Origin of the sequence: Candidatus Skiveiella danica, from assembly GCF_022705245.1 — a bacterium.
In the GTDB taxonomy this organism is placed as follows: domain Bacteria; phylum Pseudomonadota; class Gammaproteobacteria; order Burkholderiales; family Burkholderiaceae_C; genus Skiveiella; species Skiveiella danica.
Genome location: NZ_JAKJEW010000004.1, coordinates 20,350 through 39,063 on the forward strand (window position 1 = coordinate 20,350; position 18,714 = coordinate 39,063).

The following is an 18,714-nucleotide window of genomic DNA, read 5'->3' on the forward strand; positions in this document are numbered from 1 at the left end:
CCTTCGGTCGCCGCGGCAGGTGCCAGGTGTCAACAGGCTTTGCGCCAACGGAGTGACGAACACCCCAGGATGCCCTAGCCGATTGAACCAGCATGGAACGAGCGCGGCGAAGGCTCAGGAGATCCGCGCACGCGAAACGTTGGTATGGGGGGTCGATTTCAGTGACTGTTATTGGGGGATTGCGATGTTTGCGACCTTGATCCGACGGCTGGTTTGGTGGCTACTCGCCCTTTTGCTCCTGCCTTCTTCGGGTTGGGCGTGGACGGAGGGGTTGCAGGAGGCTGTCAACGCCGTGGCCGCCGGAACGGCAACGCCGACCCAGCAAATGACGGTGTTCGTGAACAACACGGAAGTCAACTTGATGGCCCAGAAGGGCATGGTCAATCTGGATGCCTACAAAACCGTACAGCAACAGTTCAACGACCTGAACCAGAAGTTCGTCAAGCAGGCTTTCGATGGCTCTGGTTTTGACCCGCACGCCAGCGAACTGAAGTTGAACCCCGGTACGGACACCGACATCAACGTCAAGCCGAGCAGTGGTGCGAATACGAAAATCAAGCTGGAGGACATCACGAAGGCTGAGGACAAATACCAGAAAGCCATCAAGGAGTATTTCCACAATCAACCGGGTATAGACAAGTCAAAGGTGCCGACAGGCCATGTTGACACCAATACCGACTTCATGCCCCACCCTGAGCATGTGGATCCATCTGAGTTCAAGAAAATCTCAGGCCATATCAACGACAACCATGGCACGATGTACAAGGATCCCAAGGCGGCTTCCGCGCAGGCGAAGCTGGGGGACAAGGCGGCCAAGCTCACTGTGGAAGAGGCGGGGGCGTTTAGTTCGGAAGTGAAAGAACTTGCCAACGCGAAGATGGCTGCTGCTGACAAAGCGCGCAAAGAAGCGGCAGCTATACGGTCGGCGAATCCAGGAGAGGCGGCGCGCCTGGAAGCCATGGCCTCCAATTACGAATACCAGGCCGCCAAGTACCACGCGCGCCTGACGGACGTCAACAACCAGCTGCGGGGTCAATATGGCTTGACCAACAAGGCTGGCGCCATGGATGACGTCAGCCGGGCTATTGCAAATATCGGCCGCAATCCGTATAGCTCCGCCGAGGTCAATATGGTCCGGAGCCTGCACGCAAAAGCGCTGCAGAACTCAGCCGACAACATGATCGGCAGCATGCTGGAGATTGCCAAAAAGAATCCCGGGAGCTTGCCGCAGATCCGGCAGATCATCGCCGCCGAGTCGAAAGCACTCTCGGCAGCGGGCGCCGCCAAGGCAGCGACCAGACTGCAAGATGCTGTCCAGCAGATCGAAGCGGCAGCGAAATGGGCCGCCTTCAAGGAGGCGGCGAAAGATCTCTCGGGCTTTAACGCGACGACCAAGTTTTCGGCAGTTATGACCGCCGGAGGTGCCATATTGATCGGTTACCAAGGCGTTCAGATCGCGCTCACCGAAGTCAAGGCAGACGATACGTTTTTGGACTTCCTCAAGAACGTCTATATCCACGCAGGCTGGGAGGGTACGGGGCTTGGCCCGGCGTTTGAAGGTGCGCAAAAGGAGGAAATCGACAAGTATATGAAGGAGATCATGGCCGGTCGGGATCCATCGATGTTCAAGCACATTACCTTCACCATTCTCAAGACGGGTGTCTACATGGGTCAGGAGGCGATCATTGGCATCCTCACGCTGCCAAGCACCATTTGGGAGGCATTCACCCAGGAAAAAGAAATGGAAGCCTATGCTGCGATGCAGAACGAGCTGGCGAAGGTGATGCGGCAGATGATCCTGGATCGCAGGGCGTTCGACGACTTGATGACCCGCATGCGCAAGCTGGGCCTGCACGACGAAGATGCGAAGTTCTTCCTTGACTGTATGTGCCGCAGTTGTGGCGGCAGCCTTGGCGGACTCTACAACCCCTCGTTCAAGGGCGAATACGGGCATGGTCCCTGCCAGTGCAACGGCCCGTTGACGATCTGGAAGACGCCACTGCCGGTGGGGGACAAGAAAGTCGAATACGCATGCTTCAACTCGGTGACCAAGATGCGCTACGACCAGGCGCAGGACATCTTTGACAAGTGGCACCAGCAGGCCCTGAAGGAGAACGCCCAGTCAGTGGCGCCGGCGCTGGCTGAGATCAAGCAGGAGATCGTCAAGGGCAACCTCGAAAACGACGAGGAACTGGTGCGGCGCGTGGCGGATCAGTTTGCTGCCATCCAACCGCTGCTCCTGCCCGATGACGCCGACTGGGTCAAGGCCATGATCGGTCCGCATCTGGTCAATCACGCCTACAAGCAGGCCGAGAAAGGCAACCTGCCACGCGCGGTCGAGAACATGGACAAGGCGATTGACAAGGTCGGCATTCGGGGCGCTCAGAACGAGGCCAACTCCAAGCAGCAGCGGGAGCAATACAAGGCTTGGGATCCGGTCTGGAAGCAGGCCAAGGAAAAGCGGCTTGCGCCGATCGATGCCATGCTGGGCAAGCGACAGATCGATCAGGCGCGGGGCCACCTGGAGGTGCTGGAATACCAGATGATCAAGGATCCGACGCGACCGCTGCCGCCTGCGATCAAGGATCCGGACTTCCTGCGTCTGAAGACGCGGCTAGACGAGTTGCAGAAGGCCTACAACGAGGCGCTGGCGACGACGATGAAGACCTCGTCCGACCTGCAGAAGGCCAAGGACATGCGGGCGGCCATTCCGGTGCTCGAGCGCATGCTCAACGACTGGGAACACCGCGCAGAGACCGCCGACGGGCTCCGGCGGCAGATCGCCTATGACCGCGAGCAGGTGGCGAAGGCCGATGATCTTCGCAAGCGCGGCCAGGATGCCGAGGGACAGGGCAATCTGGCGCTGGCGATCGAGCAATACACAGCCAGTCTGGATATCCAGAGGGACGAGGGCCTGCAGGCGCATGTGGCGCGTCTCAAAGGGACGCAGGCTGACCAGCAGGCGCGCAAAGTTCAAGCCAGGCAGCTTCGGGACCAGGCGCAGGCGTTGCAGCAGCAAGGGCGTATTGCCGAGGCCATTGCTGGGTACAAACAAAGCTTGGCAATATGGCCTGACCCGGAACTTCAGACCTTCGTCACCCAGCTTGAAAAGGGCTTGGCCGACCAGCAGGCACGTAAGGCGCAAGCGAAGCAGTTGCGCGACCAGGCGCAGGCGCAGCAGCAACAGGGCCGCATTGCCGAGGCGATTGGCGGGTACAAGCAGAGCCTTGTTTTGTGGCCTGATCCCGAGCTGCAAGCGTTCGTGACACAGCTGGAAAAAGGGTTGGCTGACCAGCAGGCGCGTAAGGCGCAGGCCAGACAGTTGCGCGACCAGGCGCAGGCGCTGCAGCAGCAAGGGCGCATCGCCGAAGCCATTGCCGGCTACAGACAAAGTCTGGGCCTTTGGCCCGATCCTGAACTGGAAGACTTCGTTCGCAAGCTGGAGGCGGGCTTGGCACAGACCAAACCCTTGCCAGTGCCTGCCCCCGCCACTCAGGCGCCCATGCCGGCGGCTGTTGTGCCGACGGTCAACCCGGTGGGTGTCTGGCGCCACGAACCTTCGGCGAACTGGACCATCCGGCGCTTGCCGAACGGGCAGTACTTTGCTGAGGAAACCGGATTGGGCTACGCCAGCGGGCCCGGAGTCTGGACACCTTCCGGTTCTTTCCGGATTGACTATGTGACCCGCGACGGGGCCATCAAGGGCATCTATGAAGTGATATTTGACCCGGCGGGCCATCAGGCCGCAGGAACGGTCCGCGAACTCAACGGTCCGCAGCGCAGCGGCAGAACAAACTGGACCCGCATTTCCGGTACTGAGCCGACGTCAGCGCCGGTCGCTCCAGTTGCCACTGCACCAGCGCCGGCCGTCCAGACCATCGGCAATATCGCTGGTGTCAGCAATGGGCCCACCAAGCCCAGCACTTTCACGCTCGATGAGCCACGGGTACTGACGCTGCTGCAAACCTACCACTGGAACAACGCCAGAGGCGCAGCGCCTGGAACGATCGGGCTTCGTGATGCCGCAGGGCGGACTTACGGGCCGTGGCGAGCCGACGGCACGCCGGGCCAGGGCGGTGTGCCCAATGCCTACTGGAACACTCGACCGGGGGTGACACTGGCGCCCGGCACCTACACCGTGATCGATTCCGATCCGTCCACCTGGGCACAGAATGCGGGCACCGGCGGGGCGGGGCATATCCGCGTGGAAACAGGGTCGGTGTCCGCTACGGGTTCGGCGCCGCCAGCGCCCAGGCCTGCGGCGCCTGTTGCGGTGACATCGGCCCAGCCGGCTTCCCAGCCACCGGTGCCGAGCCCAACACAAACGGGTGTTGTGGCGAATTTCCCGGTCGTTGGGCGCTGGAAGACGGAAACCATCGAGGCCGGCAAGATCGTCGATGTCAGCGAGACGATATTCAACACGGATGGCTCCTACACCATGGATGTCAGCCCCGATACGCTGGCAGGAACGGCGGTTTGCACCATTCGTGGCCAGTACAGTGTCGCGGGAGCCGCCTTGAACCTTCGGCCGCAGGGGAGCCAGTGCCGCTTCAAGGATGGCACGACAAGAAGCGAGCCCATTGAACGTTACGACACTGTCAAAGGCCCGGTGTCCGGCGATGCCCGCACATTCACTTTCCGTCCAGAGGGTATGCAGACGACCGTTCGTTACACCCGAACGGAGGGCGCCGTTTCAACGGCAGTGCCCGCCGCACCGTCCGTGCAGGGTTCGGCGGGAAAGACGGGCAGTCCATCGGCCAGTGCCTCTACCCTGAGCGCCGAACTGCGCAACGCTTCGCGTGAGGCCGTGCACATCATTGTGGAAGGCGACCGATACGATCCGGCAAACCGACTGTCGCCTGGCGAAAAACGTGTGCTGCTGGTGACACCCAAAGCGGATGGTTCGGTGACGTTCCAGGCCGGTCGAAACGGGCAGACCATTGCGACCAAGAACTGGCGCGGAGTGGCTGGCGACAAGTCGCGCGTACCGGTCGTGGTTTTCGACGAGGCGAATCCCTTTGAGAAACTGGTGATCACCACAGGGCTGCGATGATCGCAGCGGACTTTCTCAGCAGTGTGTAATCTGCGGGCTCATGCAATAGCGTCGACAATAGAGCTCATGACCGCCCACTCGATCGCCGAAACCCTGCAGACCATCGGCTTGCAGGCCAAGACTGCTTCTGCCCTGATGGCCAAGGCGCCCACGGCAGTGAAGAACACCGCTCTGCGAAAGCTGGCCGCCCTGTTGCGCGCCAACGTGCAGTCCCTGCAGGTCGACAACGCCCGCGACCTGGAGCGTGCCATCGCCGCCGGTCTGGCCGAGCCGATGGTGGACCGGCTCAAGCTCACGCCGAAGGTGCTGGAGACCTGCGCCCAAGGCTGCGAGCAGCTGGCCGCGATGCCCGATGTGATCGGCGAGATCATCGGCATGAAACAGCAGCCCAGCGGCATTCGTGTGGGACAGATGCGCGTGCCGATCGGTGTGTTCGGCATGATTTTCGAGAGCCGCCCCAACGTGACCATCGAGGCGGCCAGCCTGTCGATCAAGAGTGGCAACGCCTGCGTGCTGCGCGGGGGGTCGGAGGCCATCGAGTCCAACAAGGCCCTGGCGCGGCTGGTGCAGCAGGCGCTGGTCGAGTCCGGCCTGCCGGCCCACGCTGTTCAACTGGTCCAGACGACCGATCGAGAAGCCGTCGGACATCTGATCACCATGCCGCAGTACGTGGACGTGATCATCCCGCGCGGCGGCAAGGGACTGATCGAGCGGATCAGGCGCGACGCCAAAGTGCCGGTCATCAAGCACCTGGATGGCAACTGCCACACCTATGTAGACGATCCCTGCGACATCGCCATGGCCGTCAAGGTGGCCGATAACGCGAAGACCAACAAGTTCAGCCCTTGCAACGCCAGTGAAGGCCTGCTGGTGGCCCGTGGTGTGGCGGCGGAGTTCCTGCCCCGCATCGGCGCCATTTACGCGGCGAAGGGCGTGGAAATGCGGGGCTGTCCCGAGGCGCTGGCGATTCTGGCCGCCGTACCGGGCGCCAGCCTGAAGGCGGCCACCGAGCAGGACTGGTTCGAGGAATACCTCGCGCCCGTCATCAGCGTCAAGGTCGTGAGTGGGGTGGACGAGGCCATTGCCCATATCAACCACTACGGCAGCCACCACACCGATGCGATCCTCACGCGGGATCACATGCATGCGCAGCAGTTTCTGCGCGAGGTGGACTCGGCCAGCGTGATGGTGAATGCGAGCACCCGCTTCGCGGACGGCTTCGAGTTCGGGCTGGGCGCCGAGATCGGCATCAGCACCGACAAGTTCCACGCCCGCGGCCCGGTGGGCATCGAAGGCCTGACGTCACTCAAGTACGTGGTGCTGGGTGACGGTGAAGTGCGCGGGTGACCCGCCGAGCCGTTGGCGCCCCGGCCGCGTTGATCGAAACGCCTGCCATCGGGGCTTGAACGGGGCCGTACCGGCCCCAAGTCCTAAAATCCTGACCACTATTTCCATAAAGAGGGCCGCATGGTTCCCCATCTCATCACCGCGCTGACCGGGCCGATCAACGAACTTGAACAACGCGTACTCGACTCCATGCCGGCCATTGAGCGCTGGTTCCGCCTGGAGTGGATGGAGCACACACCGCCTTTCTACAGTTCGGTGGACATCCGCAATGCCGGCTTCAAGCTCGCGCCGGTGGACACCAACCTGTTTCCCGGCGGCTGGAACAACCTGACGCCCGAAATGCTGCCGCTGGCGGTGCAGGCCGCACAGGCCGCCATCGAGAAGATCTGCCCTGAAGCCCGCAACCTGCTGATCGTCCCCGAAAACCACACGCGCAACACGTTCTACCTGAGCAACGTGGTGCAGCTGCGCCGGATTTTTCTCATGGCCGGGCTGAATGTGCGTATCGGCTCCATCAGCCCGGAGATCAAGGAGACCACGGTCATCGATCTGCCGGGTGGCGAACAGATCACGCTGGAGCCGGTGATCCGCAGCAAGCGCCGCCTGGGCCTGAAGGGCTTCGACCCCTGCACCATCCTGCTCAACAATGACCTCTCGGCCGGTGCGCCGGGCATCCTGGAAGACCTGCACGAGCAATACCTGCTGCCGCCGTTGCATGCGGGCTGGAGCGTGCGGCGCAAGAGCAAGCACTTCCAGAGTTACGAGGAGGTGTCCAAGCGCTTCGGCAAGCTGCTGGGCATCGACCCCTGGCTGATCAACCCGATGTTCGGCAAGTGTGGGGAAGTCAATTTTGCGGAAGGCACGGGCATGGAGTGCCTGCAAAGCAACGTGGACGCGCTGCTGACCAAGATCCGCCGCAAATACAAGGAATACGGCATCAACGAAAAGCCCTTCGTGGTCGTCAAGGCCGACAACGGCACCTACGGCATGGGCATCATGACGGTGCGCGATGTCAAGGAACTGGAGGCCTTGAACCGCAAGACCCGCAACAAGATGAGTGTCATCAAGGACGGGCAGGAGGTCAGCGACGTCATCATCCAGGAAGGCGTGCTGACGAACGAGCGCATGAACGACGCGGTGGCCGAGCCGGTGGTCTACATGATGGACCGTTACGTGGTGGGCGGCTTTTACCGCATTCATGCGGAGCGCGGCGTCGATGAGAACCTCAACGCCCCCGGATCCAGCTTTGTGCCGCTGGCCTTCGAACAGAGCACCCACTTGCCGCAACCGGGGATGAAACCCGGCGCCAGCGCGCCCAACCGCTTCTACATGTACGGCGTGATCGGCCGCCTGGCCATGGTGGCGGCCAGCTATGAGCTGGAAGCGACGGACCCGGACGCCGAAATCTACGACTGAGCGAAACCTGCCCGAAAAGTTGCTGCGTTGCAATATTTTTGGGCGGGGTGTCATCTGGCCGCGACAGCCCACTTGCACGGCGCCCTGACAGGCGCAAAATAGCCGATTCCCAGTTCTGGAGCCCCGCTGGCTGGCGGGGCCTTTTTGTGTCGGCATCCAAATCTTCCCTTGCGGCGCTCACCCTGGGCGCCATCGGTGTCGTCTATGGCGACATTGGCACCAGCGTCCTGTATTCCATCAAGGAAGTGTTTGGCTCAGGTCATGTGCCGTTCACGACCGACAACGTCTATGGCATCCTGTCCATCTTCTTCTGGACGCTCACCGTCATCGTCTCGCTGAAGTACGTCACGCTCGTGCTGCGGGCTGACAACCACGGCGAGGGCGGACTGGTAGCCATGCTGGCGCTGGCCTCGCAATCGGTGAAGGACAAACCCGAATTGCGGCGAGGGCTCCTGGCGGTAGGCGTTTTCGGCACCTGCCTGTTTTATGGCGACGGGGTCATCACGCCGGCCATCTCGGTCCTGTCGGCGGTCGAGGGCCTTGAGGTGGTGTCGCCCACCTTCAAGCGGGCGGTCATTCCGCTGACGCTGGTGATTCTGTTCGGGCTGTTCGCCGTGCAGAAGCATGGCACGGCGGGTATCGGCAAGTTTTTCGGTCCGATCACGCTGGTCTGGTTCGCGGCCATTGCCGTTCTGGGCCTCAGCCACATTGCCTCACATCCCGAGATCCTGTGGGCGATCAGCCCGCATTACGCGCTGGGGTTCATTTTTCATCACCCTGGCATCACCTTCATCATCCTTGGCGCAGTGGTGCTGTGCGTGACCGGGGGCGAGGCGCTGTACGCGGACATGGGGCACTTCGGCAAGAAGCCGATCCGGCTGGCCTGGTTCTCCATCGTCATGCCCTCGCTCACCCTCAATTATTTTGGCCAGGGCGCGCTGCTGCTGGCGAACCCGGAGGCCGTGAAGAACCCCTTCTTCATGATGGCGCCCGACTGGGCGCTGATTCCCCTGGTGGTGCTGGCAACGGCCGCCACAGTGATCGCCTCCCAGGCCCTGATCACCGGCGCTTTCAGCGTGACCAAGCAGGTGATCCAGCTCGGTTACCTGCCCCGCCTGCAGGTGCAGCACACCAGCGTCAAGGACACGGGCCAGATCTACATGCCGTTCGTGAACTGGGGGCTGTTCGTGCTGATCGTGCTGGCGGTGGTGATGTTCCGCTCGTCGAGCAACCTGGCGGCGGCCTACGGGATCGCGGTGACGCTGGACATGCTGATCACCACCGTCTTGACCTTCTATGTGATCCGCTATGGCTGGAAATATCCGCTGGCGCTGTGCATTGCCGCCACGGGCTTCTTCTTTGTCGTCGACCTGGCGTTCTTCTCGTCCAACTTGCTGAAACTGCTGGATGGCGGCTGGTTCCCGCTGCTGATCGGGGGCGCGATATTCCTGCTGATGATGACCTGGAAGCAGGGGCGCGGCCTGCTCAACGACTCGCTGCGCCAGGACGCGCTGGACCTGCATAGTTTCCTGGAGGCGGTGTTCGTGAGCCCGCCCGCGCGCGTGGATGGCACCGCGGTGTTCCTGACCGCCGAGCCCGGCACCGTGCCCAACGCCTTGCTGCACAACCTCAAGCACAACAAGGTGCTGCATGAAAACAACCTGTTCGTCACTGTGCGCAACCACGAAGTGCCCTGGATCGGCATGGACAAGCGCACCGAGATCGAATCCCTGGGGCACGACTGCTGGCAGGTGATCGTGAATTACGGCTTCAAGAACGACCCCGATCTGCCCAAGGCGCTGCAGCAGATCAAGACCCGGGGTTGCAACCTCGACGCGATGACGACGAGCTACTTCCTCTCGCGTGACATCGTGATCCCCACCATCGGCGGTGGCATGTCCCAGTGGCGCGAGAAGCTCTTTGCCCAGATGCACCACAATGCCAGCGGTGCGGCGGCCTTCCTGAATCTGCCGAACAACGCGGTGGTCGAATTGGGTTCCAAAATTGAAATTTGATCATATTTTTGCTGAAAACCCAGCGTCAGATGGTCATTGTTAGCTATCGATATTGAAGTTTCTGTGGGCCGGCCACGAACCTTCCTGAGGCCCCGCCTGCATACGTGCCCATGAACTTCTTCAAGGACCTCAGCCTGTCGTCCTTCACGGCCGGCTTTGTCGCCGTGCTGGTCGGCTTCACCAGCTCCGTGGCCATCGTGTTCCAGGCTGCACAGGCGTTCCAGGCGACGCCGGCGCAGATCACCTCCTGGATGTGGGCCCTGGGTCTGGGCATGGGTCTGTGCTCGGCCATCCCCTCGCTGATCCTCAAGAAACCGGTGATGGTCGCCTGGTCCACGCCGGGCGCGGCCGTGCTGGCCACGGCGGGCCTGGCGGGTGGGTTTTCCATGGCCGAAGCCGTGGGCGCGTTCATCGTCTGCGCCGCGCTGATCACGCTGGCCGGCGCCACAGGATGGTTCGAGCGGGTCATGAACCACATCCCGATGGCGCTGGCCTCCGCCCTGCTGGCCGGCGTGCTGGCGCGATTCGGCCTGCAGGCGTTCTCGGCGGCCCAGACCGCTTTGCCGCTGGTTTTGTTGATGCTGGCCAGCTACGTGATCGCCCGGCGCCTGCTGCCGCGCTACGCGGTCCCCGTCACGCTGGTCGCTGGCGTGACTTTCGCCGCCTTCAAGGGGCAAATGGCCTGGAGTGCGGTGAGTTTCGAACTGGCCGTGCCGGTCTTTACCGCGCCGCAGTTCAGCGTCAGCGCGCTGGTCAGCCTGGCGCTGCCCCTGTTCGTGGTGACCATGGCCTCGCAGAACCTGCCGGGCGTGGCGGTGATGCGTGCCACCGGGTACGACATGCCGGTGTCCCGGCTCATCACGATGACGGGCCTGGCCACGCTGGTACTGGCGCCGTTTGGTGCCTTTGCGCTCAACTTCAGCGCCATCACGGCGGCGATCTGCATGGGGCCCGAAGCCCACGAAGACCCGAAGAAGCGCTACACCGCGGCCGTGTCCTGCGGGGCGATCTATACCGTTCTGGGCCTGTTCGGGGCGGTGGTCACGGGGCTGCTGACGGCATTCCCGAAGGAGCTGGTCGCGGCGATTGCCGGGCTGGCCCTGCTGGGCAGCATCGGCAACGGTCTGGCGGTGGCCGTGAAGGACGAATCGCACCGCGAGGCGGCGCTCATCACCTTCCTGGTCACGCTCAGCGGGGTGGTGGTCGCCGGCATCGGCTCGGCCTTCTGGGGCGTGGTGGCCGGCAGCCTGGCGCTGCTTGTGCAACAGTACGGGTCACGCACTTCCGATTGACCCCTTGACAAGCCGGTGGCCCGCCTGACGTCGGGACCCGCAAAGCCTTATGAACATCCTCTTCATCGCCGATCCCCTCGAATCCTTCAAGACCTACAAGGACACCACCTTCGCCATGATGCGCGAGGCGCAACGGCGCGGCCACACGGTTGCCGCCTGCGAGCCGCAGGACGTGATGTGGCAGCGCGGGGCGCGGGTGATGGCCCATGTGCGCGATATCTGGTTGACCGGCGACGCGGACCGCTGGTTCGAGGAACGTGGGGCGCGCGCCGTGCCCTTGAAGGACTTCGACGCCATCCTGATGCGCAAGGACCCGCCCTTCGACAGCGAATATTTCTACGCCACGCACCTGCTGGAGCAGGCCGAGCGCGACGGCGCGCGGGTGTTCAACAAGCCCGGCGCATTGCGCGACCACCCGGAGAAACTCGCGATCATGGAGTTCCCGCAGTTCATCGGCCCCACGCTGGTGACGCGCGACGAGGCCGACATCAAGCGCTTCCACGCCGAGCACCAGGACATCATCCTCAAGCCGCTCGACGGCATGGGCGGCATGGGCATCTTCCGGGTCGGGCCGGATGGCATGAATCTGGGCTCCATCACCGAAACGCTGAACCGCCACGGCGCCCAGAGCCTGATGGTGCAGAAATTCCTGCCCGAGATCGTCGATGGCGACAAGCGCGTGCTGGTGATCGGCGGCAAGCCGGTGCCGTTCTGCCTGGCGCGCATACCGCAGGGCAGCGAGGTGCGCGGCAACCTGGCCGCTGGCGGCAAGGGCGTGGCGCGGCCGATCTCCGCCCGCGACCGCGAGATCGCCGAGACGCTCGGCCCGGTGCTGGCCGCACGCGGCCTGCTGCTGGTGGGGCTGGACGTGATCGGCGACTGCCTGACCGAAATCAACGTGACCAGCCCGACCTGTTTTCAGGAAATCTTCGACCAGACCGGCTGCGACGTGGCGGCGCTGTTCATCGACGCACTGGAGGCGGCGCTTCGGGGGTCATTCGCGTGCGCTGCGCCAGGTTCTTCCGGGATGACCCGTTGAGCTGCCGCAGATCGGCACTCCCCCAGTCCGGGCGGCGCCGGGTATTGCAACCGGGGCCCTGCGTCAGACATCTTGACGAACTTTCGAATGAAATGGCGTCTTTGCCAGCGTCAAATGGTCACTTTTTGCTATCAATAGAGGATTTCAATCAGGCGGGTGCACCGTCCACAAACACCCTGAGCTCACCGGGCGTGAAGGGTGTCCAGACCTCGTTGGTGGTCAGCGGCGCGGTGACCACCACGGCCACGCGGTCGCTGGTCCGCGTCTGGTCGGCGAAGTTCACGCTCACATCCTCGTCGCTCAAGGTGGCCGTGGCAAACGGATGCTGGCGCACCACGTAGTAGAGGTTGGTGGAGGCATGGGCCCACAGCGCCTGGCCGTTGGACAGCAAAAAGTTGAACGTGCCATGCCGGGCAATGCGCGGCACCAGTTCGCGCAATGTCAGCGTGAGTTCGGCCACGCTGGGCACGTCGGCGTGCGATTTGGCCAGCTCCTGCATCAGCCAGCAGAACGCGCGTTCACTGTCGGTGCGCCCCACCGGGTGAAAACCGGCGTGCAAGCGCGGATGGAAATTTTCCAGATTGCCGTTGTGCGCGAACACCCAGTAGCGGCCCCAGAGCTCGCGCACGAAGGGGTGGCAATTCTCCAGTGCCACCTCGCCCTGCGTGGCCTTGCGGATATGCGCGATGACGTTCTGGCTCTTGATCGGGTAGCGGCGGATCAGCTCGGCCACGGGCGACGCGCAGGCGCTCTGGTGGTCCACGAAATGGCGCACGCCGCGCCCCTCGAAAAAGGCAATGCCCCAGCCGTCGCCGTGGTGATCGGTGCGCCCGCCGCGCTGGGCAAATCCCGTGAAGCTGAAGGTCACGTCGGTCGGCGTGTTGCAGTTCATTCCAAGCAGCTGGCACATGGTGGTCAGGCGTCCTTTCTGGCGGGGTGCCGGGTGGGGTGCTCGCGCAGTTGCCAGGCGGCCACCATGGCCAGCGCGCACAGCAGCGCCAGTCCGATGAACACCTCGTTGAAGGCGGCGAGCCGCGCCGGACTGCTCGCCGCATTCGCCAGCGCGTCGCCATGCGCGGCCAGGCGCCATTCCAGCGCGATGCCGCACAGGCTCACGCCGACCGCCCCGCCGAGCATGCGCACGAAACTGATGACGCTGGAGCCCTGGGGAATCAGGGCCTGCGAGAGCCCGCGCATGGCTCCGAGACTGAGCGAGGGCAGGATGAAACCCAGCCCGATGCGCCCCAGGATGGCCCAGGCCACCAGCCACCCGATGCGGCTGTCCAGATGCACGGTGAGCATCAGCGCAAACGACGCCGCCAGCAGCGCCAGCCCGATACTGACCAGCCGGTAAGTAGGCTGGCGGTCCGCCAGGCGCCCGACGATGGCGATCGTCACGGCCAGCACCAGACCGGCCGGCAGCAGGATGGTGCCCACGTACGACGGCGAGAGCTGCAGCGCCATCTGCATGTACACCGGCAGCAGGTAGGTGGAGCCGAACAGCGCCGTGCCATAGATGAAGGACACGATGCTGCCCATGGCGAACTGCCGGTGCGCGAACAGCCGCAGGTTCATCAGCGGCTCCCGGGCGCTGTGGGCCGGGTGGTGCAGCAGGCGCCATTGCAGGGCCAGGAAGGCCGCCAGCGCCGCCAGCGAGCCGGCGAACAGGCTCCCCGCGACCCACGGCGTCCCGCCGCGCAACTGCACCAGGCCATTGAGCAGGCACAGCGTGCCCGCGCTGGCCAGCAGCAGGCCGCGCCAGTCCAGCGCGGCCCCCTCGCGATTGGCCGCGACGCCACCGGGCGACGTGACCGGCACGAAGGTGCGCGCCAGCCACAGGGACGCCAGGCAGAACGGCACCACCATGAAAAAGATCGAACGCCAGCCAAACCAGTCCACCAGCACGCCGCCGATGCTCGGCCCGATGGCCGGCGCCAGCACCACGCCCATGCCGAAGATGCCGCTGGCGCGCCCCTGCTCGTTGGGTTCGAAGGCGCGCAGGATGATGATCGCCGGAATCGGCTGCACGATGCCGGCGGCCAGGCCCTCCGCCACGCGCGCGGCCAGCACCCAGTTGAAGTCGTTGGAAAAGCCGCCGACCACGCCACCCGCCAGCAGCAGGCCCATGCAGGCCGAGTAGGTGTGGCGGTATCCGTAACGTGCGAGCAGCCAGGGCGTGGTCAGCATGGAGACCGTCATCGCCACCATGAAGCCGGAGGTGACCCACTGCGCCCGCTCCTGGCCCAGCGCGAAGTGCTGGCTCATGTCGGGGATGGCCACGTTGACGATGGTGGACGACATGATCGAGGCCATGGTGCCCACCATCACCGAGAGCAGCAGCAGCCAGCGGTAGCGCACGCCATAGCGTTCGCGCAGGGCCGTCAGCGAGGCGCTCGGGTCAGCAGGGGGCATGGGCGGTTTGGGCGGTGTCCCGGCGCGGCGGGCCGTGATTCAAGGCTGGCGGTCCGCGGCGCCGGCCGAAGAAGCCGCCTGGGCGGAACGCCGGCGCCACAGCTTGAGCCCCAGCAACACCAGCGGCGCGGCGTGCAGGGCCAGGTCAAAGATGTCCAGCGGGCGCGTCAGCGTGCCGGCGAAAAGCATCTTCAGCTTCTCGACCAGGTGCGGCTCGGGCGTGACCGGCGCCACCGCCATCCAGACCGCCAGGGCCACCAGCCAGACGGTCGGAAAACGATCCAGCCAGTTCATGGGGCTTCAGCCTGCGTGCAGGCCGGGCACAGGCAGCTCTTGCCGCGCGCGTGCTCGGGGATGCGTGACAGCAGTGACGCCTCGAATTTCACCTGGCTGCACCAGCAGGGCGGTTGCTTGACGCCGGTGGCGCGCTCGACTTCCATGGCGCATTCGTTGGCCTGGCCGCACAGCGGGCAGTGGTTGGGGTCGGATGGCAGTGCAACGTGCATGGGGCTCCTCGCTGGTCGGGTCAACCTGGGTCCGGAAAAGCCCAGTGTAGCCACCGGCGCCGGGGCGATGTGCGGTTAAAATCAAAACTGGTCAATGTTTGAACGGAAAAAATCATGAGCACGGTGTTCGAGAAGCTGCTGTCCGGCGAATGGCCATGCGCCAGGGTCTACGAGGACGACCGGGTGTTCGCCTTCATGGACGCCGGCCAGGTCAATGACGGCCACGTGATCGTGGCGACGAAAAAGCCGTTTGAGACCTTGATGGACATGGACGAAGACACGGCTGCGGCCCTGATGCGCGCCGCCTGGAAGATTGCCCGCGCCGTGCAGGCCGCGTTCGCGCCGGAAGGCATCACGGTGCTGCAGGCCAACCGGCCTGCCGGCTGGCAGACCGTGCCGCACGCCCACCTGCACGTGCTGCCGCGCTATGCGAACGACGGCGTGGAACTCACCTGGCCGCGCAAGGAGCCCGGCATCGATCGCTTGCGCGAACTGGCGCAGCGCATCCGGCTCTGAGGGGCCGGCAGGGCCCCCCAGCCCTGAAATTTACGCAAAAACAGCCTCTACCCAGCGTCAAATGGTGATTGTTCACTATTGATATGGGATCAGCTCAGCTGCCAAGCGAGAAGAAATGCCGGATGCGGGTGAGCAGGTCTCCGCTGGCGCCGGCGTCCCCGGCGGGCTTGCCCAGGTTCGCGCCGAGTTCGGCATTGCGTGCTTCGACAATGGCCGACATCTCCAGCGCCACCTCCGGGCGCGCCTGGATCACCCGGGCAAAACCCTGCTTGTCGAGCCGGTAACAGTCCACGGCCGTGACGGCGACCACCGTGGCGTGCCGGGGTGCGCCGGTCAGCATGCCCATTTCGCCGAAAAAATCACCGTCGTGCAGGGTGGCGACCGGCACCCGGCCGCGCGGGCCGTCCACCAGGACCTGGACTTCGCCGCGAATGATGAGGTAGAGCCAGTGCGCCACCGCCCCCTGGCGCGTGATGGTGCCGCCCGCGGCGAACGGCGCATGCACCAGATGGCTGGCCAGCTCGCGCTGCTCGGCCTCGGGCAGCCGGGCAAACAGCGCGGTCTGGCGGATCGCGGCCAGGCGCCGGTCGGCTTCGCGCTGCTCGGCGGCGGCGTGCCAGCTCGCGTTTTCCTTGATCATGAGGCGCTCCTCCAGGGGCACGCCCAGGCGCAGTCCGGCGCGCTCCAGCGCCGCCAGCGCATGCAAACGCACGGCCGAGTCGCAGGGGTCGTCGCGGCCCGGGTCGCCCAGCCAGTAGCGCAGCGTGTAGCGGCCAAAGCCGGCGGCCACCTCGCCCAGGATGGCGCTGGGCGCGGGATCGCTGAGCACGCCGGGGATCTCGGCGTCCAGCACGGCGTGCTCCAGCGACTGGATCACGGCGGCCGGATCGGCTGCGGCATCGACCTGAAAGTCGAGCGCGCGGCGCCAGGCCAGGGGTTCGTCGCCGCGGGCGCGAATCACCGTGAAGCGGTTTTTCATGAGCCAGCTGTTGGGCACGATCACCAGCTCGCGGCTGCGGGTCTCGATGGCGGTGTAGCGCCAACGCACGTCCACCACCCGCCCGCTGATGTCGTCCAGTTTCACCCAGTCGCCCACGCGCAGCGAGCTGTCGAGCTGCAGGGCCACGCCGCCGAGCACGTTGCCCAGCGTGTCCTGCATCGAAAACGCGACCACCGCGGTGATGATGGCCGAGGTGGTGAACAGCTGCGACGGGTCCACGCCCGACAGGCGCAGCCACAGCAGACCCCAGGCGATCGACAAGCCGGTGACGCTCAGGTCCTGGGCGATGCGCGGCGTATTCAGGCCCACGATCGGCATCAGCCCGCGGAACACCAGCACGGCGCCGACCTGGATCGCCGCCAGCCCGAGCAGCACCACGGCGGCGCCCAGCAGGGTCTGCGCCAGCAGCGGGTTGGCCGTTGCCAGCGCCGTGCCGGCATGACTGGCCAGGCCGAACACCAGCAGCACCCAGGTTGCGCGCAGCGCGCGCCGCTCGGCCGGCCGCGCCAGCCGGAACACCCCCGCCAGCAGGGCGACGACCAGCGACGCCCACCACAGCGTGTCATGCCGCGAGAAGAGGGCGCCCAGCTCGATCAATTGCGGTCCTTGCGGCCCTTTGACGCCAGCGCCGCGTCGAGCTGTTCGCACAGGCGGGTGAGCACCTCAATGCGGGCAAACAGCTTGTCGTTGGAGGCCACCACATGCCACGGCGCGACGTCGGTGGAGGTGCGGTCGATCATGTCGCCGATGGCGCGTTCGTACATCGGCCACTTCTCGCGGTTGCGCCAGTCGTCGTCGGTGATCTTGAAGTTCTTGTGCGGCGTGGCCTTGCGTTCGTTGAAGCGGCGCAGCTGCTCGTCGGGCGTGATCGCCATCCAGAACTTCACGACCACCGCGCCGGAGGCGGCCAGCTGTTCCTCGAACGCATTGATTTCGTCATAGGCGCGCATCCAGTCGCGCTCGGCGCAGAAGCCCTCGACCCGCTCCACCAGCACGCGGCCGTACCAGGAGCGGTCGAACAGCACCGCGTGGCCGTGGCGCGGCACGTGGCGCCAGAAGCGCCACAGGTAGGGCTGGGCGCGCTCTTCCTCGCTGGGCGCGGCCACCGGAACCACCCGGTACTGGCGCGCGTCCAGCGCCTGCGTCACCCGGCGGATGGTGCTGCCCTTGCCGGCGGCGTCCATGCCCTCGAACACCACCACCAGCGAACGCCGGGCCATGCGCGGGTCACGGGTAAGGCCGTTCAGCCGGCTTTGCAAGGCCTCCAGCTGGCGCTGGTAGTCCCTGGACGTGAGCGCGCGGTCGTAATCAAAGGCGCCCAGCAGCGTGCGCCCGTCGATGGCAGGCGGCGGCACCGGGGCAGCGGCAGCGGCGCCCGGCCCCTGGCCCGCCAGCCGCTGGGTCAGCGCGTCGAGCAGGTACTGGCCCGCCGTGAGCGACCGGTAGGCCGGATCGCTGCCCTCGATCACCAGCCAGGGCGCCTCGCCGGTGCTGGTCTTGCGCAAGGCCCGCTCGCACACCGTGACGAAGCTGTCGTAGTTCTTGAAGTGCTCCCAGTCCTGCGGCGTCACGCGCCAGGCGTTTCGGGGGTCGGCCTCCAGGGTCTTGAAGCGCTTGCGCGCTGCCGCCTTCGACAGGTGGAACCAGAACTTGATGAGCAGCCCGCCCTCGGCCACCAGCATGCGCTCGAAATGGCGAATGGCGTCCAGGCGCTGGGCGAAGCGCGCCTTTTTCTCGTGCCCCATGACATGGGCCAGGATCGGGTCGGTGTACCAGGAGCCGAACAGGATGCCGATGCGCCCCCTGGCGGGCAGGACCTGCCAGAAACGCCACATCTCCGGACGGCTGCTTTCTTCCGCGCTGATGGCGCCAAAGGCCTCGGTGCGAATGTGGCGCGGGTCCATCCACTCGTTGAGCAGGTTGACGGTCTCGCCCTTGCCGGCGCCGTCCACCCCGTTGACGAGAATGATCACCGGGAACCGCGCGCCCGCGAGCAGCTCGTACTGGGCCGCGAGCAAGGCCTCACGCAGCGCCGGTTCACGCTGCCGGTATTCCTTCTTGCTGATCCGGTGGCCGATTTCGGCGGATTCGAACATGGCGGTCCCCTCCTGCAATGAC

The 18,714-nt window shown here is 64.8% G+C and carries 13 protein-coding genes; 7 read left to right on the plus strand and 6 right to left on the minus strand.

The window, feature by feature from the left end:
- Positions 1-82 precede the first annotated feature (82 nt).
- From ACMUOY_RS03315 to gshB, 6 genes are all read left to right on the plus strand, one after another.
- The gene (locus ACMUOY_RS03315) at positions 83-5,053 is read left to right on the plus strand and encodes a hypothetical protein (protein WP_413891067.1); all 4,971 of its coding nucleotides are present in this window, start codon (positions 83-85) and stop codon (positions 5,051-5,053) included.
- A 66-nt stretch (positions 5,054-5,119) separates the two neighbouring features.
- On the plus strand, positions 5,120-6,400 hold the full coding sequence (locus ACMUOY_RS03320; protein WP_413891069.1) for a glutamate-5-semialdehyde dehydrogenase: 1,281 nt from the start codon (positions 5,120-5,122) through the stop codon (positions 6,398-6,400).
- A 120-nt stretch (positions 6,401-6,520) separates the two neighbouring features.
- Entirely contained in the window at positions 6,521-7,816 is a 1,296-nt protein-coding gene (gene gshA, locus ACMUOY_RS03325; RefSeq protein WP_413891071.1) for a glutamate--cysteine ligase, read from the plus strand.
- Positions 7,817-7,962: 146 nt separating this feature from the next.
- Positions 7,963-9,831, plus strand: a complete 1,869-nt coding sequence (locus ACMUOY_RS03330; RefSeq protein ID WP_413891073.1) for a potassium transporter Kup — start codon at positions 7,963-7,965, stop codon at positions 9,829-9,831.
- Between the two features lie 110 nt (positions 9,832-9,941).
- Positions 9,942-11,123, plus strand: coding sequence for a benzoate/H(+) symporter BenE family transporter (locus ACMUOY_RS03335; RefSeq protein ID WP_413891075.1), 1,182 nt, complete (start codon positions 9,942-9,944; stop codon positions 11,121-11,123).
- 49 nt (positions 11,124-11,172) lie between these two features.
- A complete protein-coding gene (gene gshB, locus ACMUOY_RS03340; RefSeq protein WP_413891077.1) occupies positions 11,173-12,162 on the plus strand; it encodes a glutathione synthase in 990 nt (329 codons plus the stop codon).
- A 148-nt stretch (positions 12,163-12,310) separates the two neighbouring features.
- Here the strand turns inward: gshB and ACMUOY_RS03345 are convergent, their stop codons facing one another.
- The 4 genes from ACMUOY_RS03345 to ACMUOY_RS03360 are packed head-to-tail and all read right to left on the minus strand — an operon-like array spanning position 12,311 to position 15,080.
- Positions 12,311-13,072 (minus strand): class II glutamine amidotransferase, encoded by a 762-nt coding sequence (locus ACMUOY_RS03345; protein ID WP_413891079.1) that lies wholly within the window; start codon positions 13,070-13,072, stop codon positions 12,311-12,313.
- 5 nt (positions 13,073-13,077) lie between these two features.
- Positions 13,078-14,574: an MFS transporter gene (locus tag ACMUOY_RS03350; RefSeq protein ID WP_413891081.1), complete on the minus strand. Its 1,497-nt coding sequence runs from the start codon at positions 14,572-14,574 to the stop codon at positions 13,078-13,080.
- 39 nt (positions 14,575-14,613) lie between these two features.
- Complete coding sequence (locus ACMUOY_RS03355; RefSeq protein ID WP_413891083.1) at positions 14,614-14,868, minus strand: hypothetical protein; 255 nt, start codon at positions 14,866-14,868, stop codon at positions 14,614-14,616.
- Positions 14,865-15,080, minus strand: coding sequence for a cysteine-rich CWC family protein (locus ACMUOY_RS03360; protein ID WP_413891085.1), 216 nt, complete (start codon positions 15,078-15,080; stop codon positions 14,865-14,867). The genes ACMUOY_RS03355 and ACMUOY_RS03360 overlap by 4 nt, the downstream gene beginning before the upstream one ends.
- Before the next feature lie 114 nt (positions 15,081-15,194).
- Here ACMUOY_RS03360 and ACMUOY_RS03365 point away from each other — a divergent pair, with 114 nt between their 5' ends.
- Positions 15,195-15,596 carry an HIT family protein gene (locus ACMUOY_RS03365; protein WP_413891087.1) on the plus strand — a complete coding sequence of 134 codons (402 nt, stop codon included), beginning with the start codon at positions 15,195-15,197 and terminating at the stop codon, positions 15,594-15,596.
- A gap of 94 nt (positions 15,597-15,690) precedes the next feature.
- Here the strand turns inward: ACMUOY_RS03365 and ACMUOY_RS03370 are convergent, their stop codons facing one another.
- Positions 15,691-17,193, minus strand: coding sequence for a mechanosensitive ion channel family protein (locus ACMUOY_RS03370; RefSeq protein WP_413891089.1), 1,503 nt, complete (start codon positions 17,191-17,193; stop codon positions 15,691-15,693).
- Positions 17,190-18,692, minus strand: coding sequence for a polyphosphate:AMP phosphotransferase (pap, locus tag ACMUOY_RS03375; protein ID WP_413891091.1), 1,503 nt, complete (start codon positions 18,690-18,692; stop codon positions 17,190-17,192). The genes ACMUOY_RS03370 and pap overlap by 4 nt, the downstream gene beginning before the upstream one ends.
- Positions 18,693-18,714: the final 22 nt, after the last annotated feature.